This window comes from Roseovarius marisflavi, from assembly GCF_900142625.1.
Taxonomy (GTDB): domain Bacteria; phylum Pseudomonadota; class Alphaproteobacteria; order Rhodobacterales; family Rhodobacteraceae; genus Roseovarius; species Roseovarius marisflavi.
Genome location: NZ_FRBN01000002.1, coordinates 66,098 through 91,168, shown reverse-complemented (window position 1 = coordinate 91,168; position 25,071 = coordinate 66,098). Strand labels below are relative to the sequence as shown.

Sequence of the window (25,071 nt, the reverse complement as noted above, 5' to 3'; positions counted from 1 at the left end):
AGGGAGATTTGGGATGCCTTTCAAGCCAACCGACTATTTGCCGTATGATTTTGCCAACCGGCGCCATATCGGCCCGTCGCCCAAGGAAATGGGCGAGATGCTGGAGCGTCTTGACGTGCCCAGTCTTGAGGCGTTGATTGATGAAACCGTGCCCAAGTCGATCCGGCAGGAGGCACCGCTTAACTTTGGCAAGCCGAAATCCGAAAGCGAGTTGCTGCACCACATGTGGCAGACCGCGTCGAAGAACAAGGTGCTGACCTCGCTCATCGGGCAGGGCTATCACGGGACGGTCACGCCGCCCGCGATTCAGCGCAACATCTTTGAAAACCCCGCCTGGTACACCGCCTATACACCCTATCAGCCGGAAATCAGCCAGGGGCGGCTTGAGGCCCTGTTGAACTTTCAGACCATGGTCAGCGATCTGACCGGGCTTGAGATTGCCAATGCCTCGCTTCTGGACGAGGCGACGGCGGCGGCCGAGGCGATGACCATGGCGCAGCGTGTCGCCAAATCCAAGGCGCGCGCGTTTTTCGTCGACGAAAACTGTCACCCGCAGAATATCGCGGTGATGCAGACCCGCGCCGCGCCGCTTGATATCGAGGTCATCGTCGGCGCGCCCGATGATCTTGAGGCCGACAAGGTCTTTGGCGCGATTTTCCAATATCCCGGCACCCATGGCGCCTTGCGCGATTTCACGCCCGAGATCGAGGCGCTGCACGCGCAAAACGCCATCGGCATCGTGATTGCCGACCCGCTTGCGCTTACCCTGTTGAAAGAACCGGGCGCGATGGGCGCGGATATCGCCGTCGGCAGCACGCAGCGCTTTGGCGTGCCGGTGGGCTATGGTGGCCCGCACGCAGCCTATATGGCCACCAAGGATGCCTATAAACGTGCGCTTCCGGGGCGGATTGTCGGCGTGTCGATCGACAGCCACGGCAACCGCGCCTATCGCTTGTCCCTGCAGACCCGCGAACAGCATATCCGGCGCGAAAAGGCCACCAGCAACGTCTGCACCGCGCAGGCGCTTTTGGCGGTGATGGCGTCGATGTATGCGGTGTTTCACGGCCCCGAGGGTCTTCGGGCGATTGCCGAGCGCATTCACCGCAAGACCGTGCGCCTTGCCAAGGGGCTTGAGGCGGCCGGATTTCATGTGGAGCCCGAGGCCTTCTTTGACACGATCACGGTCGATGTCGGCCTGTTGCAGCGCGGCGTTTTGCAATCGGCGGTGCGCGAGGGCGTGAACCTGCGCCGTGTCGGCGAGACCAAGATCGGCATCACCCTTGACGAACGCACCCGCCCGGCCACGATCGAGGCGGTTTGGCGCGCCTTCGGGATCATCATGGACGATGCCGATTTCACCCCCGATTACCGGGTGCCCGAGGCCCTGCATCGCCAGTCGGATTACCTTGCTCATCCGATTTTCCACATGAACCGGGCCGAGACCGAGATGATGCGCTATATGCGTCGCCTTGCGGATCGCGACCTTGCGCTTGACCGCGCGATGATCCCGCTTGGCAGCTGCACGATGAAGCTGAACTCGGCCGCGGAAATGATGCCGGTCAGCTGGCGGGAGTTTGCATTGCTGCACCCGTTTGTGCCGGAAGATCAGGCGCTTGGATATAAAGAGATGATCGACGATTTAAGTGCCAAGCTCTGTGATATCACCGGCTACGCGGCGATCTCGATGCAGCCGAATTCCGGCGCACAGGGCGAATATGCGGGCCTGTTGACGATTTCCTCCTATCACCGCGCGCAGGGGCAGGGACACCGCAAGGTTTGTCTTATTCCGGTGAGCGCGCATGGCACCAACCCCGCCAGTGCGCATATGGTCGGCTGGGATGTGGTGGTGGTCAAATCCGCCGCCAATGGCGATATTGATGTCGAGGATTTCCGCGCCAAGGCCGAGAAGCATTCGGACAACCTTGCCGGTTGCATGATCACCTATCCAAGTACGCATGGCGTGTTCGAGGAAACCGTGAAGGAGGTCTGCGAGATTACCCACAGCCATGGCGGGCAGGTCTATATCGACGGGGCCAATATGAACGCCATGGTCGGGCTGAGCCGCCCCGGCGACCTTGGCGGTGATGTCAGCCACCTTAACCTGCACAAGACGTTCTGTATCCCGCATGGCGGCGGTGGGCCCGGCATGGGGCCGATTGGCGTCAAGCCGCATCTTGTGCCGCACCTGCCGGGGCATCCTGAAACCGGCGGCGAACAAGGCCCGGTCAGCGCCGCGCCCTACGGCTCGCCGTCGCTGTTGCCGATCTCATGGGCCTATTGCCTGATGATGGGCGGCGCGGGGCTTACCCAGGCGACACGGGTTGCGATCCTGAACGCCAACTATATCGCCAAGCGGCTCGAGGGCGCCTATGACGTGCTCTACAAGGGGCGCAACGGGCGGGTGGCGCATGAATGCATTCTCGATGTGCGCCCGTTTGACGAAAGTGCCGGTGTGACGGTGGATGACATTGCCAAGCGTCTGGTCGATTGCGGCTTTCACGCGCCGACCATGAGCTGGCCGGTGGCGGGCACCCTGATGGTCGAGCCGACCGAATCCGAAACCAAGGCAGAGCTTGACCGCTTTTGCGATGCCATGCTGGCGATCCGCGAAGAAATCCGCGATATCGAAGAAGGCCGGATTGATGCGCAAAACAACCCGCTCAAGAACGCGCCGCACACGATGGAGGATCTGGTGCGCGAATGGGACCGCCCCTATAGCCGCGAACAGGGCTGTTTCCCGCCGGGGGCGTTCCGGGTCGATAAATACTGGCCCCCCGTCAACCGGGTCGACAATGTGTACGGCGACCGGCACCTGATCTGTACCTGTCCGCCGCTGGAGGATTATGCCGAAGCCGCCGAATAGCGCCCCTCGGTTGGATATGAAACACGGCCGCAGGGGTAACCCCTTGCGGCCATTTTCGTTTCCGGGAGCGAACATTTGTGGTGTGCAAGAAACAAGGCGGCCCTTGCGGGCCGCCCGAACTCGTATTCAAAAAGGTGTTCAAAAAAGAAATGCTGACCAAATAATCGGTCAGTCTCAAGCTAGGGCCGGGTGCGCTATTACGTCATTCCAGTCCACTCACGTAAGATCACGGTATCGTGATAAAGATGATTCTGTCATACCCTATTTAGGGTAAAATTCGGCTTATTCTTCAAGAAGAGGTGTAAGGCGATCCAGCACATCGCGCCAATGCCGGAAGAACGCCAACTGGCCGACATTCTCGAAAAGGTGGAATTCGATCCAGTCGTAATCGCGGCGGAATTCCTCAAAGGTGGCAAGCGGCACCTGCGGATCCTGTGCGCCGTTCATGTAGATCACCGGCAACTGACCGCGCAGCGCATTGACCTCATCGCTCCAATCGCCAAGCTGACCCGAAACAAGTTGACGCGAAAAGGCTTCATGCGCGCAATTTGTGTCGGACAGGGCGGTATCGGATCCGGTGACGATCGCTTCGAACACTTCAGTCTCTTCAAGGGTAGAGATATCGCCGGGCGAATTGCCATAAACCGCGTGCAGAAAACCCCGCTTGCCGATCTTGCGCGCCAGAAGAAAGCCGGCCTTGACCATGAAGGGCAAGAGATGCGGTGTGTATTTTGCGCCCGCCAGAATGAAGCGGTGCCATTTGTCCATGCGCTCGTACTGTTCGCGCCCTGTCAGCGGCAGCATTCCGGAACAGGCGATGATCGCGCTGAACATGCCGGGGGTCTGGCGCGTCAGGCGCACGGCGTAATAAGTGTCGCCACTGATACAGAGGATCGGGCAGCGGGTGACGTTTTCGGCGCGCAGAACCTGCAGCGTGTCGGCGATCAGCGCGGCATCATAATCGGTCTTGCGGTCAACCATATCCGACAGGCCATAGCCCGCGCGCAAAGGCACGATAATGCGCAATCCGCGATTGGCGGCCTCGGCCTCTGCCGAGGCGGGCCATCGTACAAACCCGAAGTCCAGCGGAAGGTACAACACCGGCGTGCCGCCCGGATCCCCCAGCAGCAGGTAATCCAGCCGCCGCCCGTCCGGCGTGACAAGTGACTTGAAATCAAGCGCCTTCAGCATGCCGTCGCCGCCGCTGATCACGCGCGGGCCGGGCGCCGATTGAAGGGTCAGGTTAGTCATGTCCATGACCGAAAGCGCGAGGCGCACCAGTTCCAGCTGGGAATGGGTTTCGGTTTTGGCGAGGATTGACTTGATCTGGGCGCGGATCGTATCCACCGAGCGGCCACGTTGCGCGGCGATTTCGCTAACAGAGCGGCAATCGACCAGGTGGCGCACGACCTCGGCCTCGGTGCCGCTCAGGTTGAAGGCACTGCGCAGGATATCGCAAAAGCCCTCTGGCCAGGCGACGTCGTTTGACGCGGCAATCACAAGCGGCGTGCCATCGGCCGCCAGGTGACGTTGCAGACGCAGCACGATCAGGTGGCCCTCGACGCGCGAGCGTACCCGCAAGACGGCGCTGTCCTTGTCGTTGTCATGAACCAGCATCCGCACGGTTTCGGAAACGGCCTCGATATCATCGGCGTTGATCGGCAAGTCGCCAAGCCGCGCCCCATCGGGGAGGTTCAGCCGCGTGCGCGCCGCCTCATTTGCCGCGCGAATGCAGTGCTGTTGATCGAACACAAGCGCCGCGACCCTGTCGAAGGGGGCAAGGATGGCGTCGATCTCATCGGGGTCTTCGGTCAGGGCGATCCGGTCAAGAAATTCCCCGGCACGCCGGAAATGGCTGGCGATTTGGGGATCATCAAGCAGGCGCGGCGCCGCGAAATCGGCGCGGGCGCGCAGCGGGCTGACCGCACTTTCCCAATGATCCAGAAGCGCCTCATAGCGGGCCGGATCGAGCGCGACGTCATAGAGACAGCCGATCGCCTCGGCCCTGTCCTTGTCGGACAGGGTGGGGAAATCGGAATCATCTGCCTGTCGCCGGTTGGTCACCATGCCTGAGCCTGTTGTGTGAAATTGATCTGAGGTGCTGTTGCCTCATACCAGTTCGCTATGTTCATTTTATGGCAGCAATACGGGTTTTTTATCCGCTGGCATCGCTCAGGAGACCGGCGAAATGATCGCGCAGACGGGTCCAGGTGTCTTGATTTGCCGCGCACAGCAGAACGCCGTCGGAGATCTCTGTGTTATAGGCGCGCCCATCCAGCATCATGGCAATCCCGCCCGCCTGTTGGCAGGCCATGACCCCAGCCGCATGATCCCACGGATTGAGCATGCCCGACATCACGAAATCAACCGCCCCCTGCGCCAGCACGCGGTATTCATGGCACGAACAGCGCAGCGCCGTGACCCGCGCCAACCCCGGCAGAAGCGGCGCCAAAAGCTCTTGCTGGTCCTGCGTCATCAAGGAGAAATGCATGTATCCCTGCAAATCGGATAACTCGCCCCCCGAAGATACCTTTGCCGGGCGCTCGGCCCCAAGGGCGGCGCCAAGGCGGGTTGGCGTTGCCTCATCCGCGATGATCCAGTCATCCGCGACCGGGTCATAGAGCAGGCCAAGCACCGGCCGCCCAAAGCGCGTCACGGCGATGATCACCCCGAACAGCGGCAAGCCGTGGGCGAAATTCCAGGTGCCATCCACCGGGTCGATGATAATTGCCAGCTCTGCGGCGGAGACATCCTCGCGCAGCGACGGTTTGGCCGCGACCGCCTCTTCGCCGATGATGAGGGCATGCGGGAACATCCGCTGCAATCCGCGCGCAATCATCGCCTCGGCCTGGTGGTCTGCCTCGGTCACAAGGTCATGCGGACCCGACTTGGTGGTGATATCGCCCTGTGCCAGATTGCGAAATCGCGGCATGATCTCGGCGCGTGCCGCACGGCGCACCAGATTGATCAGCGCGGCCTGCTGGGCGGGTGTCATCGGCGAGCTAAGCGGGATGGGCAGCGAATCTGTCATGGCTTCTCCTGTCATGCGGGCGTTTCAAGTTGCCACTGCCCGCGCCGGGTTTCAATGCGGCTTACTCGCGCGCGCGAAGGGTTTGCGCGGGCCGCGCCGTCAGGGGCCCAAGCGCAAAGCCAAGCCCGGCCAGAAGGGTGACAAGCGCACCGCCAAGGATGATCGCGATGGCCGAGGGCCAGATCACCGCAAAGCTGGTTTCCATCACGAAATGGCTCACCGCCCAGCCCCCGGCGATCCCCGCGCCAAGCGCCACAAGACCGGCCGCTGCCCCCAGAATGGCGGCGCGCAACACGAGGCTGGTCAATATCCGGCCCCGCGTGGCGCCAAGCGTCTTGAGGATCGCGGCCTCATAGGTGCGGGCGCGCTGATCGGCGGCGGCGGCACCGATGAGCACCAGGAACCCGGTCAAAAGGGTCACCGACGCGCCCCATGACGTGGCCGAGGCGAGCCCGGCCAGAAGCTCAGACACCTGCGCAATCGCGTCACGCACCCGGATCGCGGTCACATTGGGAAAGCGGTCGTTGATATCGTTCAGGATCGCCGCTTCGGCCTTTTCTTCGGCATAGACGGTGGCGATGAAACTATGCGGTGCACCGGCAAGCGCCGAGGGGTTCATCAGCATCACAAAGCCCATGCCGGCCGTCGAAAAATCAACCTCGCGGAACGAGGTGATCGGCGCGGTGATGTCGCGCCCCAGAATGTTGAGGGTGATCAGGTCGCCAAGCTCAAGGCCGATTTCCTCGGCCTCTTCGGCGGCAAAGCTAAGCTGTGGCGTGCCGGTATAATCCTCGCTCCACCATGTTCCGGCGGTGAGTTCGGTGCGCGCGGGCAGGGCATCGGCATAGCTGATCGCGCGGTCGCCTTCGACCACCCAATGACCGGGGGCGACCTCGGTGGCGGGACGGTCGTTGATCCGGCTGATGATGCCGCGCAGCATCGGCGCGCTGTCGATCCGGCTCACGGCCGGGTCACTTTCCAGCCGTTCCAGAAAGCCGGGCATCTGGTCCTTTTGCATGTCGACAAAGAAGTAGGACGGCGCGCGTTCCGGCAGGTCGGCGGCAATCGCGCGGCGCAGGTTGCCGTCAATCTGACCGACGGCGGCCAGAACCGTAAGGCCCAGCCCGAGCGAGAGCATCACCGGCCCGGCGGTGGTGCCCGGCCCGCCGATGGCGGCAAGTGCCCAACTTAACGCGGGACGTCGGCGCAGGCGCGGGCGCAGGGCGCGCGCGACGCGCTGAACAAGCCATGCGGCGGCGGCCAGAGAGGCCAGTGCCCCAGCGATGCCGCCCGCAGTCCAGAGCGTCAGGCGCAGGTTGCCGGAAAACAGGATGGCCGAGCCCAAAAGCCCCGCCACAAGCAGGGCGGTGGCCAGCAGGTAGGGCCAGCTTGGCCAGCGGCTTGATCCCGAAACCGCATCGCGAAACAACGCGGCGGCGCGCACATCGCGCGCCCGCGCCAGCGGCCAGAGGGTAAAGATCAGCACGCTGAGGGTGCTGTAAAGCGCGGCCTCGGCCATCGGGCGGGGATAGGGCGCAAAGACCGCCGGGACCGGAAGGCTATCGGCAAAGATCGGCGCCAGAGCAATCGGCAGGCCGACGCCAAGGGCAATCCCGAGCGCGATCCCGACAAGCGCCAGAACCCCGACCTGAATGAAATAGGTCAGAAAGATCGTCCGCTGATCCGCGCCAAGCGTGCGCAGCGTAGCGATGACGCGGGTCTTGCCCGCCAGATAAGAGCGCAGCGCCGAGGAAATGCCGACCCCGCCCACCGCGAGCCCCGACAGGCCGACCAGCACAAGAAACGCGCCAAGGCGTTCGACAAACTGGGCAACGCGCGGCGTGCCGTTGCGCGCATCAAGCCAGCGAAACCCGCTCCCGGCAAGGCCGGTCTTGGCGCTCTCTTCCGCCGCCGAAAGGTCAGCGCCGTCGGGCAGATCAAGCCGGTATTTGGTCTTGAACAGCGATCCGGGCGTCAAGAGGCCCGAAGTTTCAAGCCCCTCTGTCGCCACGATGGTGCGCGGGCCAAGGCCGAACCCGGCGCGCGACTGATCGGGTTCGCGCACCAGTTCCGCCATCAGGCGAAACTCTTGCGTGCCAAGGCGAAATGTGTCGCCGATCTCAAGGCCAAGCCGCTGAATCAACAGCGCATGCATCACCGCGCCGGGCAGGCCCTCGGCGCCGGTAAGCGCCTCTGCAAGCGGCATCTCGGGTAGCAATTCGACGGCGCCGACAAGCGGATAGGCGCCGTCGACCGCCTTGACCTGGGTCAGCTCGCGCGCGCCCCCGGGGATCACCGCGAGCGAGCGGAAATCGGCAACTTCCGAGGTGCGGATGGCAAATTCGTCAATCCAGTCGCGCTCGGCTTGGGTCGCAAAGCGATAGGTCAGCTCAAGCTCGGCGTCGCCGCCCAAAAGGGCGGCCCCCTGCGACACAAGCCCGGCCTTGATGCTTTCGCGGATCGTGCCGACGGCGGCAATCGCGGCCACGCCAAGGATGACGCAGGCCAGAAAGATGCGAAACCCCCGCAAGCCGCCACGCAACTCGCGCCGGGCCAGTTTGGCCGCAACCCCAAGGCTCATGCGGCGGCCTCGATCCGGCCATCGCGCAGGGTGATCACCCGATCACAACGCGCCGCAAGATCCGGGTCGTGGGTGACCAGAACCAGCGTGGCATCATGGCGGTCGCGCAGATCAAACAGCAGGTCGATGATCGCGGCGCCGGTGCTGCTGTCGAGGTTGCCGGTGGGTTCATCGGCCAGAATGATCGCCGGGCGCGGCGCGGCGGCGCGGGCAAGGGCGACGCGCTGTTGCTCGCCGCCCGAAAGCTGCGAGGGGTAGTGCCCGCTGCGGGTATGCAGGCCGACCGCCTCAAGTTCCTGAGCGGCGCGTTCCTGTGCGTCGGGCTGATTGGCAAGCTCGAGCGGGGTGGCGACATTTTCGATCGCTGTCATCGTCGGGATCAGGTGAAAGGATTGAAAGACAATGCCGAAATTGTCGCGCCGCAGGCGGGCAAGCTGATCTTCGTTCATCGCCGAGAGGTCATGATCAAGCGCCATGACCTTGCCCGAGGTGGCACGTTCAAGCCCGCCCATCAGCATCAGCAGCGACGACTTGCCTGACCCTGACGGCCCGATCAGCCCGACCGTCTCTCCACGGTGGACATCCAGAGAAATCCCGTGGAGTATCTGCACAAGTCCGGCGTTGCCCTCAAGGGACAGCGTGGCGTCGGTAAGGGACAAAATCGGAGAGGTCATGCGGGTGCGCCTGATGAATAAGGATTGTCTGACATATGGGGCCGGCCGGGCCCTGGGCAAGGCAATAGCCGCCTTTCTTATGCTTGTCAGCCCCGCCTGGGCCGGGCCGGTCACGGTGCTCGCATTGGGCGATAGCCTGACCCAGGGCTATGGCCTTGTCGAGGATCAGGGCTTTGTGCCGCAGATGCAGAAATGGATTGCGGATCAGGGGGTTGATGCGCGTGTTGTCAACGGCGGCGTGTCGGGTGACACCACCGCAGGTGGCGCGGCGCGTGTGGAGTGGAGCCTGACACCAGAGGTTGACGCGATGATCGTCACGCTTGGCGGCAATGATCTTTTGCGCGGGCTTGACCCCGCCATGAGCCGTGGCAACATCGAGAAAATCCTCACGGTGGCCGAGGCAAAGGGCATCGAGGTTCTGCTTGTGGGGATGGCGGCGCCGGGCAATTACGGGGCCGAGTACAAGGCCGATTTCGACGCGATCTATCCGGAGCTGTCAGAGGCCTATGGCACGCTTTACGCGGAGAATTTCTTTGCCGGTCTGGGCGAGGGTGCGCCTGCGGATCTTCAGGCCTATTTTCAGGCGGACGGCATTCACCCCAATGCCGAGGGCGTGGCCCGGATCGTTGAGGCGCTTGGGCCCAGTGTGATCGAGTTGATCAACGCCACGAAATGAAAAGGGCCCACGCAGGGCCCAGTTCGCAACGCAGGATATCGCGCCTTATGCGAGGGCGATATTTGCCGCCGATTCACGGCCATCACGGCCCGCTTCGACGTCGAATGTCACTTTCTGGTCGTCGGCCAGACCGGTCAGGCCTGCGCGCTCAACAGCCGAAATATGAACGAAAATGTCCTTGCCGCCGCCATCGGGCGCGATAAAGCCATAGCCTTTGGTTGCGTTAAACCATTTCACGGTGCCACTTGCCATTCTGTGGTCTCCTTCTCAAGTGTTGCTGCCCGCGTTGGTGCGGCAGCCCGGCAAAGTCGTGCAAGATCGAGTGACTGAGCCGTTGATAGGAGCAGATGGTCGATAGCCGTAACGTCGCACTGAAAAATATGGGAGCAGTTTTTTTAAAAATCAAGAGACAAGACGCGATGCGCGGATTGGCGCTTTGTCGATGAATTTTCCGGGTTTGCTGGTGTTAAATGCAAATCCGCCGATCCTGCAGGGCGCAGAACCGGCGGCAATCCGTGGTGTGAAAGAGGGTTACAGAACCGTGACGACGGTGCCGGTCGGCACGCGCTCGTAAAGGTCCTGAACATGCTCGTTGATCATCCGGATACACCCGTTTGATACCGAGCGCCCGATCGAGCCAGGCTCGGTCGTGCCGTGGATCCGGTAATAGGTGTCGCGCCCGTTCTGGAACAGGTAAAGCGCGCGCGATCCAAGCGGGTTGTCCTTGCCGCCCGGCTGAACATAGTCGTTGTCCTTGAACTTGCCATAGGCCCCCGGATCGCGCTCGATCATCTCGTCGGTCGGGCGCCAGGTGGGCCATTTCTTTTTCACGGCAATCGTCGCGGTGCCGGTGAATTCGAGCCCGGCCTTGCCCACGCCGACGCCGTAACGCCGTGCCTTGCCCGGTGCCGTCACGAAATAGAGGAAATGCGCGCGCGGCAGGATGATCAGCTGACCAGGTTCATACTTGGGATCAAAGTCCACCTCTTGCGGGGCGTATCTTGGATCAAGTTCAAAGGCGCTTGCCATGGCAGGCACAAGCGCGGGAAGGGCAGCGGCGGCGAGGCCGGTGGCCATGAATTTGCGGCGTTCGATCATTGGGCGTCTCCTGAAGTGCGGCTTGGAGTATAGATTAACCCGGTAAGGTTGAAACACTCAAAACCTGGTGATGTGGTCATCTTTTGCGCAACTGTGGCGGTGGGGTCGCGACTCAGGCGGGTTCAGATCGCCGCCCAATCGGTGAATTTGAACGGCAGAGTACGCCGCATAAGGGGGCTCACGCGCGCAGGTGGCGGGGTTTTGGCCTTGGTGTCCTTGGCGGGGCGGGTGGCTTGCAGGGTCATGAGGGCCTCCTTTTGCTTGGGCTTATACCCGAGCTAGGCGGTGCTTGGGCCCGTATCCAGAGGGGATCGAAACATCGTGAGCGGGCGTGAGTGGGCGTCAGGACAGCCCAAGGCGCCGTTCGCGCCGCATCACCATCAGGATCGTCATGATCGCGGCAAGCGCGGTGCTCAGCATGATCCAGAGCAGGGCAAACGCGCCGCTCTCGGGGGTCAGAAGCAACCCGGCCAGCGCCGAGAGAGCCGCCCCCAGCCCGATCATCAGTGCCCCCGCCAGCCCGCTCGCGGTACCGGCAAGCTCGGGGCGCACGGACAAGGCACCGGCAGTGGCGTTGGGGATGACCATGCCGTTGCCCAGCCCCATCAGCGTCATCAGCCCGAAAAACGTCAACGGCGTGCCAAGCCCCAGGTAGAACAGCGTAAGGTTCACTGCGATCCCGCCCGCATTGGCCAGAGTGCCCCATAACACCATCCGGTTCACGCCAATCCGGGTGGAAAAGCGCCCCGAGGCGAAGTTGCCGAGGAAGTAGCCGATGGCGGGGGCGCCGAAAAACAGGCCAAGCTTTGCGGGTTCAAGGCCAAACACCTCTGCCCCGACAAAGGGCGCGCCGCCGAGATAGGCAAAGAACGACCCTGACGAAAACCCGGCCGCCAGGGCATAGCCCCAAAAGCGCCGCGAGGTCAGAAGCTCGGGATATTCGCGAAACTGTTGCGCAAGGCTGCGCCCGCTGAGCGGTGCGGTCTCGCCAAGATCGGACCAGGCCAGCCAGAGGATCAGCGCGCCAAGCGCAAACAGGGCCCAGAAGTTGGCCTGCCAGCCGAACAGATTATCCAGCACCCCGCCAAAGGCCGGGCCGACCATCGGCACCACGGCCATGCCCATGGTGACATAGCCGATCATGCTTGCGGCGCGGTCCTGCGGAACCATGTCGCGCACGATGGCGCGGCTCAGGACCATGGCCACGACCACGCTGGCCTGAACCATGCGAAAGGTCAGGAAAACATAGACATTGGGCGCAAAGATACAGCCAAGCGTGGCGAGCAGGAACAGGCTCAGCCCGCCGATGATCACAGGGCGCCGCCCCCAGCGATCCGAAATCGGCCCCATCAGCAATTGCAGCCCGGCATTGACCCCGAGGTAGAGGGCGACCGATAGCTGGATCAGCCGGTATTCGGTGTCAAACCACGCGGTCATGCCCGGCAGGCTTGGCAGGAAAATATTCATTGCCAGTGCCGAAAGCCCTGCCAGCAGAATCAGGGTGATGATATGCGGTGGCGTTGAGCGGTCCAGAAACCGGACCTTGTTTTCCCGATTCATGGGTGTCGGCGTAAAAGGCGCGCGCGGGGAAGTCCATGCTACCCGCCCGATATTCGCAAATTTACATATTTGCCATTTGAGATTTTCACATCTTTGCAAATTTGCGGGATTCTGCTTTGTCCTTGGGCATAAAATGCCTATGGTGCCCGTAATATCGCAAGGGGAGTGCCATGAAAGACATCCTTCAGGAATTGGAAGGCCGCCGCGCCGAAGCCCGTCAGGGCGGTGGACAGCGCCGGATCGACGCCCAGCATGCCAAGGGCAAGCTGACGGCGCGCGAACGTATCGAACTGTTGCTGGACGACGGCAGCTTTGAAGAGTTTGACATGTTCAAGGCGCATCGCTGTACCGACTTCGGCATGGAGCAGGACCGGCCTTACGGCGACGGTGTTGTCACCGGCTGGGGCACGATCAATGGCCGGATGGTCTATGTGTTCAGCCAGGACTTTACCGTTTTTGGCGGCTCGTTGTCCGAAACCCATGCCGAGAAGATCTGCAAGATCATGGATATGGCGATGCAGAACGGTGCGCCGGTGATCGGGATCAACGATTCCGGTGGTGCGCGTATTCAAGAAGGCGTGGCAAGCCTTGCCGGCTATGCCGAGGTGTTCCAGCGCAATATCATGGCCAGCGGTGTGGTGCCGCAGATCAGCCTGATCATGGGCCCCTGTGCCGGCGGCGCGGTTTATTCGCCCGCGATGACCGATTTCATCTTCATGGTGCGCGACAGCTCTTACATGTTTGTGACCGGCCCTGATGTGGTCAAGACCGTCACCAACGAGGTGGTCACCGCCGAAGAGCTTGGCGGCGCCAGCACCCATACCCGTAAATCAAGCGTCGCCGATGGTGCGTTCGAGAACGATGTCGAGGCCCTGGCCGAAGTGCGCCGTCTGGTGGATTTCCTGCCGCTCAACAACCGCGAAAAGCCGCCCGTGCGCCCGTTCTTTGATCAGCCGGGCCGCGTCGAGGAAAGCCTTGATACGCTGATCCCCGACAATGCCCATACGCCTTATGACATGAAGGAACTGATCCACAAGATCGCTGATGAGGCCGATTTTTTTGAGATTCAGGCCGATTATGCCAAGAATATCATCACCGGCTTTATCCGCCTTGAAGGCCAGAGTGTCGGCGTCGTCGCCAATCAGCCGATGGTTCTGGCCGGCTGTCTTGATATCGACAGCTCGCGCAAGGCAGCGCGCTTTGTGCGGTTCTGTGATGCGTTCGAAATTCCGATCCTGACGCTGGTCGATGTGCCGGGCTTTTTGCCGGGGACGAGCCAGGAATTCGGCGGCGTGATCAAACATGGCGCGAAGTTGTTGTTCGCTTATGGCGAGGCGACGGTGCCGAAGGTGACGGTGATCACCCGCAAGGCCTATGGCGGCGCCTATGATGTGATGGCGTCCAAGCATCTGCGCGGTGATTTCAACTATGCCTGGCCGACCGCCGAGATCGCGGTGATGGGCGCCAAGGGGGCGACCGAGATCATCCATCGCGGCGATCTCAAGGATGCCGAAAAGATCGCGGCCCATACCAAGGATTACGAGGATCGGTTCGCCAATCCCTTCGTCGCCGCCGAGCGCGGGTTTATCGACGAGGTGATCCAGCCGCACAGCACGCGCATGCGGGTGAGCCGGGCGTTTGCGTCCTTGCGCAACAAGAAGCTGACCAACCCTTGGAAAAAGCACGATAATATTCCGCTGTAAGGCGAGGGAGGATTGGGGGCCAACCCCCAAACCCCCGGGATATTTAGGGCAAGAAGAAGCAGGGGAAGTGGACAGGGCATGGGCCGGGATCGCTGGTATGAGGTCGAAGAGGGCGGCGCGCTGATCGTGGCGCGGCGGTGGCCTGTTCGGTTTGATCTGGCGGTTGCGACGCAGCTTCCACGGGGCGGACGGCGCTATCTTGCGCATCTTGTGCGCCAAGATGTGTGGCGCGCCTTGCAGGCCCTGCGCGGATTTGTACCGGCGGTGCGGGTGACGCGCTCTGGCGGTGGCCTTGAGGTGGTCGCGGGTGGCGAGGTTCAGGGCCGGTTTGACCGGGTCGATGCCGAGGCAAGGATCGCCGCGGTGCTTGAAAGTCCGGCCAATCGTGCGCGTTGGATGCGGAGGGCGAGATGAGGATCGCGGGGCTGGTTTTGACGCTTTGCCTTGCGCAACAGGCAGCGGCGGCGCAGGAGGAGGCGCTGCTGCTGCCATCGGGGCTTGAGGCGCGGCTTTTGGAGGTGCTGACGGATCGACCGGGCGGGGGGCTTGCTTATCGGTTTCGCTTTGTCGCAGAAGGGTTTACGGGCGGCGAGGCGGCACTTGAGGCGGTCGTGGCGGATATGGATTACCTCTGTCAGACCTACGCCGTGACGCGCCTTCCGGGGATCGGGCCAATGCCGAGCCGGATCGTTATATCACTGGCCGACAGGCCGTCGGAATTCGGGGTGTTTGACCCCGAGGTAACACAGGTTTTCGAAGCCTATAGCGTGCAAGACGGGGTCTGCATCTGGGAGATGTTTTAATGCAAACACAAGATGTTGAGAGACATAGTTCAGGTGAACACCGGAATGAGGCTTTGACGTCACATGAGCGGGTGTTCGCCAATGGCGCGTATTCATTTTTCCGGAATTCGGGTATGGTGGGCGCTGGTTACACCAAGGTAACCTTAACCTCGCCATTCGGACGGACAGGGGCATATTTCCCAATGTCCTCCGTTTGCGTAGACAAGAGAGACAGGAGACATACATGTCGAACAGTATCAAGAGCGTCCTCGCAATTGGCCTTGTGGCCTTTGTCGGGGCTTGTGCACAGCCCGCACAGGAAGAATTCGTCGTTGTCGAGCCCGAGCCGATTTCGGTCGAGCCGGTCATCACCGGTAAATACAAGTAACCTTTTCAAGGTTGCACCGGGACAGGCGACATCGCCTGTCTCGCTTTCGGCACAATGTGCCAAGAGGATAAACATAATTGACCTAGGTCAATACACGCTTCTTCTGGATTCGGATACTCAATCTGTCGGTGATTTCAAACACGGGCACCGAACAAAGCCTCAAGAGGAAGATAAATGTTTTATAAAGCAAAAACTGCATTCTGTTTCGCCGCAATTAGCGGACTCGTGGCCTGTGGCCAGCAGGAACCGCCGTCGCCTATCGGTGTTCAGCCAGGTTTCACAAAATATGGCGAAGCCATTTGTCCTGAGAACATGGTCTTGTCTGGCGATCTCTGTGTCTCGCCAGAATCCGCAGCGGCAGCCGCTGCTTCCGGCGTTGACATCGTTAACGGTGGTGGCGCCAATGGCGCCGCAGCGGGGAGCACAGGCGGTACAGATCCGGGTACAGATCCGGGTACGGACCCGGGTACAGATCCGGGTACGGACCCAGGTACAGGGCCTGGACCGGGGGCTGGGCCGGGCTCGGGTGCCGGTCCTGGACCGGGCGCCGGCGCGGGGTCTGGCGGCGGCGTATAGGCCGCACCCATTCAATAGGCACTCGTCCATCCCGCAGGCGGCTGCGGGATGGACCACGGCCCCCTTTGCCGCATTTGGGGCCCTGTCATGATCAAGCACCGCGGTTTTCCCGGACGTCTTCCGGGCACGGATTTTCAATTTGTTATTCGCCGCGCCAACCCCAAGGGCGCCACACCGCTGACCGAGCGCGAGAGGTTTCGCGACCGCAAGCCCGCAGACCGGCGCGCCGATGCTGGCTTTCTGCGTGCGCTCTGGGAGCATTTTGGCGATCAGCCGTTTGAGCGTGGCAATCTGGATGCCGGGCGTCTGGCCTGGTTGTTTGGGCGCGAGGTGAAAGCCTTTGAAGAGAGCTTTGACCCTGAAAGCTATGACGCTTTACTGGTGATTGATGTGGCTGTGGCGCGGTCCTCTTTTCCCGAAGCGTTCAGCGACCGGGGGGATGAGTGATGGCGCTGGTCGGCGTGAAATTGCCCATGGGTTGTAAAAACGCGCGAGATACAGCCGATGCGGTTGTATCTCGCGTTTTCAGCTTGGCCAGAGCGCATGATATCGGCAATGTAACACAGGTGATGGAAGCCCTTCCCCAAGGGGCGTTGACCAAACGTCTGATCCGTTACCCTTCCCTTCACGGGCGGTGCTGTGCTGGCTGGCACAGGCCGCCCGTTTTTTCTTTGAGGATGGGCGGCTGCGCGTCTCGGCGGTGGCTTGCCGATCAGCGCTTCGCAATAGATGATCGCTTTGACGGCACTTATGATATGGCGTTGACTGGGCGTGATATCCAGTCGCGTATTTCAGGAGACGAACCAACATGCAGACAATTCAACGCAAAGTTATCCCGATGTTCTCGGCCCTTGCCCTCACGGCGCTTGCGGCCTGTGGTGACACCGTGCCCGAACAGGCGCTTTTGGGCGGCGGTGCCGGTGCGGTCACCGGCGCTGTGGTTGGCGGAAGCGTCATCACTGGGGCCGCTGTCGGTGCTGCGGGCAATGTCGTTTATTGTCAGGCTTACCCAAGCCGCTGTAACTAAAAAGAATTCAAGCCGCGCGCCGGGCCTTTTGCCCGTGCCGTGCGATGCTGAGACCCGGACCATCGGCGCATAGCGCGTCGGTGGTCTTTTTTATGCAGGATCCGTGCGCGCAGACGTGCGGCCAAGAACCGGAAAGAAGGGACCCAAGATGTTCAAGAAGATCCTGATCGCAAACCGTGGCGAGATCGCCTGTCGGGTGATCAAAACCGCGCGCGCCATGGGTATCAAGACGGTGGCGATCTATTCGGAAGCCGACCGTAATGCGTTGCATGTGCGGATGGCCGATGAGGCGGTTCATATCGGTCCCGCACCGGCCAGTGAATCCTATATCGTGATCGACAAGGTGATGGATGCCATCCGCCGGACCGGCGCAGAGGCGGTGCATCCGGGCTATGGCTTTCTGTCGGAAAACCCCAAGTTCGCCGAGGCGCTCGAGGCCGAGGGTGTTGCCTTTATCGGGCCGCCGGTTAATGCGATCAAGGCGATGGGTGACAAGATCACCAGCAAGAAGATCGCCCAAGAGGCCAGCGTCAGCACGGTTCCGGGCTATATGGGCCTGATCGAGGATGCCGAGGATGCGGTCAAGATCTCCAACGAGGTCGGCTATCCGGTGATGATCAAGGCCAGTGCCGGCGGCGGCGGCAAGGGCATGCGGATCGCCTGGAATGACGACGAGGCGCGTGAAGGCTTTCAAAGTTCCAAGAACGAGGCCGCCAGCAGCTTTGGCGATGACCGGATTTTCATCGAGAAATTCATCACCCAACCGCGCCATATCGAAATTCAGGTGCTCTGTGACAGCCATGGCAACGGCATCTATCTGGGAGAGCGCGAATGCTCGATCCAGCGGCGGCAACAGAAGGTCATTGAAGAGGCACCAAGCCCGTTCCTTGACGAAGCCACCCGCAAGGCGATGGGCGATCAGTCGGTCGCGCTTGCCCAGGCGGTGGGCTATGCCTCGGCCGGGACGGTGGAATTCATCGTCGATGGCGCGCGCAACTTCTATTTCCTCGAAATGAACACCCGCCTTCAGGTCGAGCATCCGGTGACCGAGCTGATCACCGGGGTCGATCTTGTGGAGCAGATGATCCGCGTCGCTTACGGCGAAAAGCTTGCGATGGCACAGAGCGACGTCAAGTTGACCGGTTGGGCGATGGAAAGCCGGCTTTATGCGGAAGACCCCTATCGTGGCTTCCTGCCCTCGATTGGCCGTCTGACCCGCTATCGTCCGCCGCAGGAGCTTGCGATCGAGGGGGCCGTGGTGCGCAATGATACCGGCGTCTTTGAGGGCGGCGAAATCAGCATGTATTACGATCCGATGATTGCCAAGCTGTGCACATGGGGCCACACCCGCTCCGAGGCGATCGAGGGCATGCGCAATGCGCTTGATGCCTTCGAGATGGAAGGCGTCGGGCATAACCTGCCGTTCCTGAGCGCGGTGATGGATCACCCCAAGTTTGTGGCTGGCGAGATGACCACCGCCTTTATCGAAGAAGAATATCCCGATGGATTTGAAGGGGTTACCCTTGGAGTTGATGCGTTGCGCGCAATTGCGGCAAGCTGTGCGGCGATGCACCGTGTCGCCGAAATCCGACGCACCCGCGTGTCGGGCCGCATGGACAACCATGAACGCCACGTCGGCGACGATTGGGTTGTGTCGCTTCAGGGCGACAGCTTTGCGGTGACGATTGATGCCGACAAATCCGGCGCTAACGTCAAGTTTGAGGATGGTGACAGCCTCCGGGTGACAAGCGACTGGACGCCGGGCGATCAGCTTGCGACGCTGATTGTTGATGACAAGCCGCTGGTGTTGAAGGTTGGCAAGATTTCGGGCGGTTTCCGGATCCGCTCGCGCGGTGCCGACCTCAAGGTGCATGTGCGCACCCCGCGCCAGGCCGAACTGGCCGCGTTAATGCCTGAGAAACTGCCGCCTGATACATCGAAACTGCTGCTCTGTCCGATGCCGGGTCTGATCGTCAAGGTCAACGTCGCCGTCGGTGACGAGGTGCAGGAAGGTCAGGCGCTTTGCACCGTGGAGGCGATGAAGATGGAAAATATCCTGCGGGCCGAGAAAAAGGTTACTGTGACGAAGCTTAACGCGACCCCCGGTGACAGCCTTGCGGTTGACGATGTGATCATGGAGTTCGAATAAATCATGATCGGGGTCGCCGCTCATATGCGTAATGCGATGTCTATGCTGGTGCTTATGGCGCTGGTTTCGGCCTGCGCGCGTGATGAAGAGGCGGCCCAGAGAGATCGGCTTGAACAATGGTTCAGCCTTGGCGAAACGGTTGAGTTCAAGGCCGAGCGAGACTGCGCGGCAGGGGTGTACCAGGTCAAGAGCGGCAGGGTGAAGGCCGCCATGCCGCTGACCGATAACGTTGGCGAGATGGGGCGCGTGCTTGCTGCGCGCGGGGTCGTGGCGATGGCGCGCGCGGGGCAATCGCCGGATCAGTCAATGGTCGCGCTTGCAAATTTCGACCGCGCCGTCGGAATGCAAATGCGCCGCGCAGGCCTTGAGGCGCGCGCCTGCATGGGCGAGATCACCGAAAGCGCGTTTCGTCATGCGATCGTCACCACCGGCGCAACCCTTGCCTATGAAAAGGAGAGTGGTGCCTTGATGCTGCTCGAGCCGAGATCAGGGCTTCTGGTTGTTGCGATGGGGGCCGGATAGATGGCGCGCCGGTCTCAGCTTCCGCCTGTATGGTCGCGCAATTCCTGCTGGCGCACCGGCAATTTGTCGATGCTGCGGGTGATTTCACGCACCCGCCAGGGCGCCGGTTTGCGCAGGTATATGACCCCGTCCTTGCCCACCAGCACCAGAGAAAACCCGCGCGGGCGCAGGGCCTTGCGCAGTTCGGATCGGGCCGCAGGATCGGTATCGGTCAAAACCACCACATCGCGTTCTTCCAGCACATCGAGCCGCTCGGTGATATATCCCATCTGCTCCACATATCGAGGATCTGCGGGCGTATCGGCAAAGACAATAAGCGGTCGTTTAATCCATAGAAATTCATTCAAATTTGTGGTTGTCCCGTCAATGATGGGGCTGTCCACAGGGTCTTGGCTCGCGTCTTGCGCGATGGCTGCTGTGGCAGTAAATGCCATAAAAACAAGGAATAATAAGGGTTTCATCGGTTCTCCTACCAAACAAGATATAGGGGGGATGACCGCAATTGCGAAGGGGCAATTTCGGCAGGTCCGAAGAATTTTACGATTAATGCCATGGTCAGGATTTCGCGAGCAGAGTGGCGGGGTTGAAAGAAATCACCCGCAAGACGCGGCGATCGGGCGAAAGGCACGTATTGATATGGAAATCATCCTGCATCTGGGGGCGCACAGAACCGCCTCGACCAGCTTCCAGCATTATATGAACGCCAATCGCAAGGTGCTTGAAGCGCAGGGAATTGGATATTGGAGCCCGGATGTGACGCGCGACGGGGTGCTGACCGGGGTTATTCCGGTGGCGGGGCGCCGTACGGCGACGGAGCAGCTTGACCGTGCCCGCGGTCGCATCGCTCTCCGCCTTCACAGGGCCGAGGCGGCAGGGCTTCGCCAGCTTGTTGTCAGTGACGAGAACATGATCGGTGCGCCGCGCCGCAATTTGCGCGACAACCGGCTTTATGGCGGCATCGGGGATCGCATGGCGCGCTTTGCCAACGCATTTGACAGGCGCATTACCCGCGTTGCCGTTTCGGTGCGCGGTCAGGATGCCTGGTGGTCCTCGGCGATGGCCTTTGCGGTGGGACGGGGGCACCGGGTGCCTGGCCCGGACGATCTTGGCCGGCTGGTCACGGTGAACCGCCACTGGCGCGATGTGATCACCGATCTGGCCTGTGCCGTGCCCGGCGCGGAAATTCTCGTTCTGCCGCATGAGGTCTATGCCGGTCTGCCGGAAGAGAAGCTGCGCCAGATGACCGGCATCGACAGCCCGCCGCGCAAAGCGGCGCGTGAATGGCTGAACCGCGCGCCCGATCTGGAGGAGCTGCGCAAACTGGTGACGGCGCGGGGCGGCGATGCCGCGCGTCTTGGCGAAGGCACGGGCCGTTGGCGCCCGTTTGACCGATATCAGACATTGGCCCTGCAAGAGGCTTATTCCGACGATCTGTTCTGGCTGAGTGCCGGGGCCGATGGTCTGGCACGATTGACAGAGGAAACCGGACCGGTGAAGGCGGGACAAAACCCGCCCATCGGCCAGACGACAAGAGGACATCCGAATGACGAAGAAGAAAGACGACTGGCGTAAACTGGCCGAAGCAGAGCTGCGGGGTCGCCCGCTGGACGATCTGACCTGGAACACCCTTGAGGGCATCCCGGTACAGCCGCTTTATACCGAAGACGATGTCGCGGACCTGCCCCATATGGGCACGATCCCCGGACAGGCGCCCTTTACGCGCGGCGTCAAGGCGACGATGTATGCCGGGCGGCCCTGGACGATCCGGCAATATGCCGGCTTTTCCACCGCCGAGGAATCCAACGCCTTTTACCGCCGCAACCTGGCTGCGGGCCAGCAGGGCGTTTCGGTGGCCTTCGATCTTGCCACCCACCGCGGATATGACAGCGACCACCCCCGCGTTGAAGGCGATGTCGGTAAGGCCGGCGTGGCCATCGACAGCGTCGAGGATATGAAAATCCTGTTCGACGGCATCCCGCTTGACAAGGTCAGCGTGTCGATGACGATGAACGGCGCCGTGATCCCGGTTCTGGCCAGCTTTATCGTCGCCGGTGAAGAACAGGGCCATGACAAAAGCGTACTGTCGGGCACCATTCAGAACGACATTCTGAAAGAGTTCATGGTGCGCAACACCTATATCTATCCGCCCAAGCCCAGCATGCGGATCATCAGCGATATCATCGAATATACCAGCAACGAGATGCCGAAATTCAACTCGATCAGCATCTCGGGCTATCACATGCAAGAGGCCGGCGCGAACCTTGTCCAGGAGCTGGCCTATACCCTTGCGGACGGTCGCGAATACGTGCGCGCCGCGATCGAGGCGGGCATGGATGTTGACAGGTTCGCCGGGCGGCTGAGCTTTTTCTTTGCCATCGGCATGAACTTTTTCATGGAAGCGGCCAAGCTGCGCGCCGCGCGTCTGTTGTGGCACCGCATCATGACCGAGTTCGGCGCCAAGAACGAGCGCTCGAAAATGCTTCGGACCCATTGCCAGACCAGCGGCGTGAGTTTGCAGGAGCAAGACCCCTATAACAACGTGATCCGCACCGCCTATGAGGCGATGAGCGCGGTGTTGGGCGGCACGCAAAGCCTTCATACCAACGCGCTTGACGAGGCGATTGCCCTTCCGACCGAATTCAGCGCCCGGATTGCACGCAATACGCAGTTGATCTTGCAGGAAGAAACCGGCGTCACCAATGTGGTCGATCCGCTGGCCGGGTCGTATTACGTTGAAAAGCTGACCGCTGATCTGGCCGACAAGGCCTGGGAATTGATCGAAGAGGTCGAGGCGATGGGCGGCATGACCAAGGCGGTTGAATCCGGCATGCCCAAGCTGCGCATCGAGGAAACCGCCGCCACGCGGCAGGCGATGATCGACCGGGGCACCGAGGTGATCGTCGGCGTCAACAAGTACCGCAAGGACAAGGAAGACCCGATCGACATTCTGGATGTGGACAACGTTGCCGTGCGCGAGAGCCAGATCGTCCGCCTGAAAAACATTCGCGACAGCCGTGATGAGGCCGCCTGTCAGGCGGCGCTTGACGAGCTAACGCGCCGCGCCAAAGAGGGCGGCAATCTTCTGGAAGGCGCGGTCGAGGCCGCGCGTGCCCGTGCCACCGTAGGAGAGATCAGCATGAGCCTTGAAAAGGAATTCGGCCGTCATCGCGCCGAAGTAAAAACCCTGGCCGGCGTCTATGGCGCCGCCTATGCGGGCGACGAAGGCTTTGCCGCGATCCAGAAATCGGTCGAGGATTTTGCCGAAGAAGAGGGCCGCCGCCCCCGGATGCTTGTGGTCAAGATGGGCCAGGACGGCCATGATCGCGGTGCCAAGGTGATTGCCACCGCCTTTGCCGATATCGGCTTTGACGTCGATGTTGGCCCGCTGTTTCAGACTCCGGACGAGGCCGCGCAGGATGCGGTGGATAACGACGTGCATGTGGTCGGCATCAGCTCTCAGGCGGCGGGGCACAAGACCCTGGCGCCCAAGCTGATTGCGGCGCTGCGCGAAAAGGATGCGGGCGAGATCATCGTGATCTGTGGCGGCGTCATTCCGCAACAGGATTACGACTTTCTGAAAAAAGCGGGTGTGAAGGCCATCTTCGGCCCCGGGACCAATATCCCCGAGGCCGCCAAGGACATCTTGCGGCTGATCCGCGAGGCGCGCGCCTGAGGTAAGGGCGCCGGGAGGACCCCGGCCTGTCCCAATCCGCTTGACCTGAAAGGTGGCGAAGCAGAGCAAGTTTTGCCATCTCACGGGTGCGTATGACTATGACTCTGCGGTTCACGCAAACCATACCGATTTGAAAACACAGTGTCTCCGTGTTAAAAATTTGACAGGGTGGCTTTGTCCTATACCATATCTGGTAATTAATTCGGGTTATTAACCATAGTTGCGAGGGTCTTATGGGTTTACTTTCCTCACTTACCGCCGGTTTTGCCTTGGCCGTTTTTGCATCCCCAGGGTTTGCCGAGGGGCCGCGTGTTTATGCCTATGAGAGCGGTGCAAATTATTGCCCAACCGGGCTTCAGCCGGTATCGCTTAACGGCGTGATCTGCTGCGGCCAGCCGAACCAAGTGAAATCCTATCAACAGGTCAAGGCGCATCCGGTGCGCAAGAAAATCCGTCACCACCGCGCGACACAGGTCAGCGCACGCGCGCACCTCGATTGCCCGGTGGGGGCCAAAGGCTGCAACTGATCCGGGGCGATCACGTAAACCTATCCTGAACAGGGCGTAAACCTATCCTGAACAGGGCGTGCGGCATGCGCGCCCTGTTTGTCATTTCACAGCCCAAAAGGCGCTCAGAGCAGCGTCAGATCCGCCGCCATCTTGCGCCCGTCGCGCCCTTCCTGAAGCTCGAACCCGACCTTCTGATCGTCGGCAAGGCCCGTCAGCCCCGAGCGTTCGACCGCAGAGATATGCACAAACACATCCTGACCGCCGCCATCGGGGGCAATAAATCCGTAACCCTTTGTCGTATTGAACCATTTCACGGTGCCAGTTGGCATTCCGCTTCTCCTTTTCGTCGCTCTTCCCCGGGATTATGCCGGGCCATATGGCGCAGGACGGGGGCAAAGAGGTCGCCCGCGATGCCATGCGTCACAGGTTGAATGATTGCATTGCCTTTGTAAAAATCAAGCGAAACTCCGTGACGGGCGGGAAATTGCCCGTTATTGAGGCGACAAAAGAGGGGCCTGTGATGATCCTATACGGTTTGAAAACCTGTGATACCTGCCGCAAGGCGTTGAAATCGCTTGAGAGTGCAGAGTTTTGCGATGTGCGATCCGAGGGTGTGCCGCAAGACGTGATGGCCGCCGCGCTTGCGCAATTTGGGGAGGCTTTGGTCAATCGCAAGTCCACAACCTGGCGGGGATTGAGCGAATCTGAACGCGCCCGTGCCCCGCTTGACCTTTTGGCAGAGCACCCAACCCTGATGAAACGCCCGCTGATTGACGCAAACGGCACGCTTTATCTTGGCTGGGGCAGCGACACGCAAACGGCGCTTCTTGGATAGTGCGCGAAAATCCCTATATACACGAATAACTTAGTAAGGAGCGGTCATGCGCAGCGCAGCGATGGTATTGGGGATAATCGGCGGCATTCTGGCGATCCTCGTGGGGTTTTTCAGCTATGGCTATACCGAGGCCATCGACCACTTTGGCGAGATCGAAGGCCTGGCCCAGCAGGTCAGCGACCCGGCCCTGATCCGCACCGCAAGCTTTCTGGCGCCCTTGCTGGCCATCGCCGGCGGTGCCATGGCCAAGATGCGCGCGCTTTGGGGTGGTATCTTGCTGCTGATCTCGGCGGGGTTGATGTATTACGCCTTCGGGTTTGGCGTGTTTACCATGTTCCCGCTCGGCTTTACCGGGCTGGCCGGTGTTTTGGCGATTGCCGCGGGCAAGCCGGACGAACCCAAGTCGCATTTTTGACGCGTTCCC

At 61.2% G+C, this 25,071-nt stretch carries 25 protein-coding genes; 15 read left to right on the top strand and 10 right to left on the bottom strand.

Annotated features, from left to right (window positions below; all coding sequences use genetic code 11):
- Window positions 1–13 precede the first annotated feature (13 nt).
- Window positions 14–2,863 carry an aminomethyl-transferring glycine dehydrogenase gene (gcvP, locus tag BUB78_RS02730; RefSeq protein ID WP_073194823.1) on the top strand — a complete coding sequence of 950 codons (2,850 nt, stop codon included), beginning with the start codon at window positions 14–16 and terminating at the stop codon, window positions 2,861–2,863.
- Window positions 2,864–3,145: 282 nt separating this feature from the next.
- Here gcvP and BUB78_RS02725 read toward each other — a convergent pair whose 3' ends face one another.
- The 4 genes from BUB78_RS02725 to BUB78_RS02710 all read right to left on the bottom strand — a co-directional run bounded on the left by BUB78_RS02725 (window position 3,146) and on the right by BUB78_RS02710 (window position 9,149).
- Window positions 3,146–4,930: a bifunctional helix-turn-helix transcriptional regulator/alpha/beta hydrolase gene (locus BUB78_RS02725; protein ID WP_073194821.1), complete on the bottom strand. Its 1,785-nt coding sequence runs from the start codon at window positions 4,928–4,930 to the stop codon at window positions 3,146–3,148.
- 88 nt (window positions 4,931–5,018) lie between these two features.
- The gene (locus BUB78_RS02720) at window positions 5,019–5,894 is read right to left on the bottom strand and encodes an inositol monophosphatase family protein (RefSeq protein ID WP_073194819.1); all 876 of its coding nucleotides are present in this window, start codon (window positions 5,892–5,894) and stop codon (window positions 5,019–5,021) included.
- 61 nt (window positions 5,895–5,955) lie between these two features.
- The gene (locus tag BUB78_RS02715) at window positions 5,956–8,475 is read right to left on the bottom strand and encodes an ABC transporter permease (RefSeq protein WP_073194816.1); all 2,520 of its coding nucleotides are present in this window, start codon (window positions 8,473–8,475) and stop codon (window positions 5,956–5,958) included.
- Window positions 8,472–9,149, bottom strand: a complete 678-nt coding sequence (locus BUB78_RS02710) for an ABC transporter ATP-binding protein (protein ID WP_073194814.1) — start codon at window positions 9,147–9,149, stop codon at window positions 8,472–8,474. The genes BUB78_RS02715 and BUB78_RS02710 overlap by 4 nt, the downstream gene beginning before the upstream one ends.
- Between BUB78_RS02710 and BUB78_RS02705 the strand changes: the two genes are divergently transcribed.
- Complete coding sequence (locus BUB78_RS02705) at window positions 9,148–9,825, top strand: arylesterase (RefSeq protein WP_073194812.1); 678 nt, start codon at window positions 9,148–9,150, stop codon at window positions 9,823–9,825. The genes BUB78_RS02710 and BUB78_RS02705 overlap by 2 nt on opposite strands.
- Window positions 9,826–9,870: 45 nt before the next feature.
- Here the strand turns inward: BUB78_RS02705 and BUB78_RS02700 are convergent, their stop codons facing one another.
- The 4 genes from BUB78_RS02700 to BUB78_RS02690 all read right to left on the bottom strand — a co-directional run bounded on the left by BUB78_RS02700 (window position 9,871) and on the right by BUB78_RS02690 (window position 12,483).
- Window positions 9,871–10,077, bottom strand: a complete 207-nt coding sequence (locus BUB78_RS02700; RefSeq protein WP_073194810.1) for a cold-shock protein — start codon at window positions 10,075–10,077, stop codon at window positions 9,871–9,873.
- A gap of 279 nt (window positions 10,078–10,356) precedes the next feature.
- Window positions 10,357–10,923: a L,D-transpeptidase gene (locus BUB78_RS02695; RefSeq protein WP_170865008.1), complete on the bottom strand. Its 567-nt coding sequence runs from the start codon at window positions 10,921–10,923 to the stop codon at window positions 10,357–10,359.
- A gap of 122 nt (window positions 10,924–11,045) precedes the next feature.
- Window positions 11,046–11,168, bottom strand: coding sequence for a hypothetical protein (locus tag BUB78_RS21380; RefSeq protein ID WP_281248830.1), 123 nt, complete (start codon window positions 11,166–11,168; stop codon window positions 11,046–11,048).
- A gap of 97 nt (window positions 11,169–11,265) precedes the next feature.
- Entirely contained in the window at window positions 11,266–12,483 is a 1,218-nt protein-coding gene (locus BUB78_RS02690) for a multidrug effflux MFS transporter (protein WP_073194807.1), read from the bottom strand.
- 170 nt (window positions 12,484–12,653) lie between these two features.
- Between BUB78_RS02690 and BUB78_RS02685 the strand changes: the two genes are divergently transcribed.
- The 8 genes from BUB78_RS02685 (at window position 12,654) to BUB78_RS02650 (ending at window position 19,630) form a co-directional block, all read left to right on the top strand.
- On the top strand, window positions 12,654–14,186 hold the full coding sequence (locus tag BUB78_RS02685; protein ID WP_073194806.1) for an acyl-CoA carboxylase subunit beta: 1,533 nt from the start codon (window positions 12,654–12,656) through the stop codon (window positions 14,184–14,186).
- A 78-nt stretch (window positions 14,187–14,264) separates the two neighbouring features.
- On the top strand, window positions 14,265–14,600 hold the full coding sequence (locus BUB78_RS02680; RefSeq protein WP_073194803.1) for a hypothetical protein: 336 nt from the start codon (window positions 14,265–14,267) through the stop codon (window positions 14,598–14,600).
- Window positions 14,597–14,989 (top strand): DUF6497 family protein, encoded by a 393-nt coding sequence (locus tag BUB78_RS02675; protein ID WP_073195206.1) that lies wholly within the window; start codon window positions 14,597–14,599, stop codon window positions 14,987–14,989. Before BUB78_RS02680 ends, BUB78_RS02675 begins: the two co-directional genes overlap by 4 nt.
- A gap of 223 nt (window positions 14,990–15,212) precedes the next feature.
- On the top strand, window positions 15,213–15,356 hold the full coding sequence (locus BUB78_RS20595; RefSeq protein WP_170865007.1) for a hypothetical protein: 144 nt from the start codon (window positions 15,213–15,215) through the stop codon (window positions 15,354–15,356).
- Between the two features lie 663 nt (window positions 15,357–16,019).
- Window positions 16,020–16,379 (top strand): hypothetical protein, encoded by a 360-nt coding sequence (locus BUB78_RS02665; RefSeq protein WP_073194799.1) that lies wholly within the window; start codon window positions 16,020–16,022, stop codon window positions 16,377–16,379.
- A gap of 361 nt (window positions 16,380–16,740) precedes the next feature.
- A complete protein-coding gene (locus BUB78_RS02660; protein ID WP_084732735.1) occupies window positions 16,741–16,959 on the top strand; it encodes a hypothetical protein in 219 nt (72 codons plus the stop codon).
- A gap of 148 nt (window positions 16,960–17,107) precedes the next feature.
- Entirely contained in the window at window positions 17,108–19,108 is a 2,001-nt protein-coding gene (locus BUB78_RS02655) for an acetyl-CoA carboxylase biotin carboxylase subunit (protein ID WP_073195204.1), read from the top strand.
- Between the two features lie 3 nt (window positions 19,109–19,111).
- The gene (locus tag BUB78_RS02650; protein ID WP_073194796.1) at window positions 19,112–19,630 is read left to right on the top strand and encodes a hypothetical protein; all 519 of its coding nucleotides are present in this window, start codon (window positions 19,112–19,114) and stop codon (window positions 19,628–19,630) included.
- Between the two features lie 14 nt (window positions 19,631–19,644).
- On the opposite strand, the gene BUB78_RS02645 is transcribed toward BUB78_RS02650, so the two are convergent.
- The gene (locus BUB78_RS02645) at window positions 19,645–20,064 is read right to left on the bottom strand and encodes a DUF4174 domain-containing protein (RefSeq protein ID WP_342742296.1); all 420 of its coding nucleotides are present in this window, start codon (window positions 20,062–20,064) and stop codon (window positions 19,645–19,647) included.
- Window positions 20,065–20,176: 112 nt separating this feature from the next.
- On the opposite strand from BUB78_RS02645, the gene BUB78_RS02640 reads away from it, so the two are divergent.
- The 3 genes from BUB78_RS02640 to BUB78_RS02630 all read left to right on the top strand — a co-directional run bounded on the left by BUB78_RS02640 (window position 20,177) and on the right by BUB78_RS02630 (window position 23,830).
- Window positions 20,177–21,202, top strand: a complete 1,026-nt coding sequence (locus BUB78_RS02640; RefSeq protein ID WP_245813335.1) for a hypothetical protein — start codon at window positions 20,177–20,179, stop codon at window positions 21,200–21,202.
- Window positions 21,174–23,303, top strand: a complete 2,130-nt coding sequence (gene scpA / locus BUB78_RS02635; protein WP_073194793.1) for a methylmalonyl-CoA mutase — start codon at window positions 21,174–21,176, stop codon at window positions 23,301–23,303. Before BUB78_RS02640 ends, scpA begins: the two co-directional genes overlap by 29 nt.
- A gap of 233 nt (window positions 23,304–23,536) precedes the next feature.
- Window positions 23,537–23,830, top strand: a complete 294-nt coding sequence (locus tag BUB78_RS02630; RefSeq protein ID WP_073194792.1) for a hypothetical protein — start codon at window positions 23,537–23,539, stop codon at window positions 23,828–23,830.
- Window positions 23,831–23,934: 104 nt separating this feature from the next.
- Here BUB78_RS02630 and BUB78_RS02625 read toward each other — a convergent pair whose 3' ends face one another.
- Window positions 23,935–24,141, bottom strand: coding sequence for a cold-shock protein (locus BUB78_RS02625; protein WP_073194790.1), 207 nt, complete (start codon window positions 24,139–24,141; stop codon window positions 23,935–23,937).
- 191 nt (window positions 24,142–24,332) lie between these two features.
- On the opposite strand from BUB78_RS02625, the gene BUB78_RS02620 reads away from it, so the two are divergent.
- Together BUB78_RS02620 and BUB78_RS02615 are read left to right on the top strand one after the other, a co-directional pair.
- Window positions 24,333–24,647: an ArsC/Spx/MgsR family protein gene (locus BUB78_RS02620; RefSeq protein WP_073195203.1), complete on the top strand. Its 315-nt coding sequence runs from the start codon at window positions 24,333–24,335 to the stop codon at window positions 24,645–24,647.
- 46 nt (window positions 24,648–24,693) lie between these two features.
- Window positions 24,694–25,062, top strand: coding sequence for a hypothetical protein (locus BUB78_RS02615; RefSeq protein ID WP_073194787.1), 369 nt, complete (start codon window positions 24,694–24,696; stop codon window positions 25,060–25,062).
- The last annotated feature ends 9 nt before the right edge of the window (window positions 25,063–25,071 follow it).

Excerpts from the sequence above, each read along its gene's own strand:
- BUB78_RS02715 (WP_073194816.1), bottom strand. The coding sequence starts at position 8,475 with ATGAGCCTTGGGGTTGCGGCCAAACTGGCCCGGCGCGAGTTGCGTGGC.
- BUB78_RS02665 (WP_073194799.1), top strand. The coding sequence starts at position 16,020 with ATGATCAAGCACCGCGGTTTTCCCGGACGTCTTCCGGGCACGGATTTT.
- BUB78_RS02685 (WP_073194806.1), top strand. The coding sequence starts at position 12,654 with ATGAAAGACATCCTTCAGGAATTGGAAGGCCGCCGCGCCGAAGCCCGT.
- gcvP (WP_073194823.1), top strand. The coding sequence starts at position 14 with ATGCCTTTCAAGCCAACCGACTATTTGCCGTATGATTTTGCCAACCGG.
- scpA (WP_073194793.1), top strand. The coding sequence starts at position 21,174 with ATGACGAAGAAGAAAGACGACTGGCGTAAACTGGCCGAAGCAGAGCTG.
- BUB78_RS02620 (WP_073195203.1), top strand. The coding sequence starts at position 24,333 with ATGATCCTATACGGTTTGAAAACCTGTGATACCTGCCGCAAGGCGTTG.
- BUB78_RS02645 (WP_342742296.1), bottom strand. The coding sequence starts at position 20,064 with ATGGCATTTACTGCCACAGCAGCCATCGCGCAAGACGCGAGCCAAGAC.
- BUB78_RS02650 (WP_073194796.1), top strand. The coding sequence starts at position 19,112 with ATGATCGGGGTCGCCGCTCATATGCGTAATGCGATGTCTATGCTGGTG.
- BUB78_RS02680 (WP_073194803.1), top strand. The coding sequence starts at position 14,265 with ATGGGCCGGGATCGCTGGTATGAGGTCGAAGAGGGCGGCGCGCTGATC.
- BUB78_RS02660 (WP_084732735.1), top strand. The coding sequence starts at position 16,741 with ATGCAGACAATTCAACGCAAAGTTATCCCGATGTTCTCGGCCCTTGCC.
- BUB78_RS02630 (WP_073194792.1), top strand. The coding sequence starts at position 23,537 with ATGGGTTTACTTTCCTCACTTACCGCCGGTTTTGCCTTGGCCGTTTTT.
- BUB78_RS02700 (WP_073194810.1), bottom strand. The coding sequence starts at position 10,077 with ATGGCAAGTGGCACCGTGAAATGGTTTAACGCAACCAAAGGCTATGGC.
- BUB78_RS02625 (WP_073194790.1), bottom strand. The coding sequence starts at position 24,141 with ATGCCAACTGGCACCGTGAAATGGTTCAATACGACAAAGGGTTACGGA.
- BUB78_RS02615 (WP_073194787.1), top strand. The coding sequence starts at position 24,694 with ATGCGCAGCGCAGCGATGGTATTGGGGATAATCGGCGGCATTCTGGCG.
- BUB78_RS02640 (WP_245813335.1), top strand. The coding sequence starts at position 20,177 with ATGCCATGGTCAGGATTTCGCGAGCAGAGTGGCGGGGTTGAAAGAAAT.
- BUB78_RS21380 (WP_281248830.1), bottom strand. The coding sequence starts at position 11,168 with ATGACCCTGCAAGCCACCCGCCCCGCCAAGGACACCAAGGCCAAAACC.
- BUB78_RS20595 (WP_170865007.1), top strand. The coding sequence starts at position 15,213 with ATGTCGAACAGTATCAAGAGCGTCCTCGCAATTGGCCTTGTGGCCTTT.
- BUB78_RS02705 (WP_073194812.1), top strand. The coding sequence starts at position 9,148 with ATGCGGGTGCGCCTGATGAATAAGGATTGTCTGACATATGGGGCCGGC.
- BUB78_RS02695 (WP_170865008.1), bottom strand. The coding sequence starts at position 10,923 with ATGATCGAACGCCGCAAATTCATGGCCACCGGCCTCGCCGCCGCTGCC.
- BUB78_RS02710 (WP_073194814.1), bottom strand. The coding sequence starts at position 9,149 with ATGACCTCTCCGATTTTGTCCCTTACCGACGCCACGCTGTCCCTTGAG.
- BUB78_RS02725 (WP_073194821.1), bottom strand. The coding sequence starts at position 4,930 with ATGGTGACCAACCGGCGACAGGCAGATGATTCCGATTTCCCCACCCTG.
- BUB78_RS02690 (WP_073194807.1), bottom strand. The coding sequence starts at position 12,483 with ATGAATCGGGAAAACAAGGTCCGGTTTCTGGACCGCTCAACGCCACCG.
- BUB78_RS02720 (WP_073194819.1), bottom strand. The coding sequence starts at position 5,894 with ATGACAGATTCGCTGCCCATCCCGCTTAGCTCGCCGATGACACCCGCC.
- BUB78_RS02655 (WP_073195204.1), top strand. The coding sequence starts at position 17,108 with ATGTTCAAGAAGATCCTGATCGCAAACCGTGGCGAGATCGCCTGTCGG.
- BUB78_RS02675 (WP_073195206.1), top strand. The coding sequence starts at position 14,597 with ATGAGGATCGCGGGGCTGGTTTTGACGCTTTGCCTTGCGCAACAGGCA.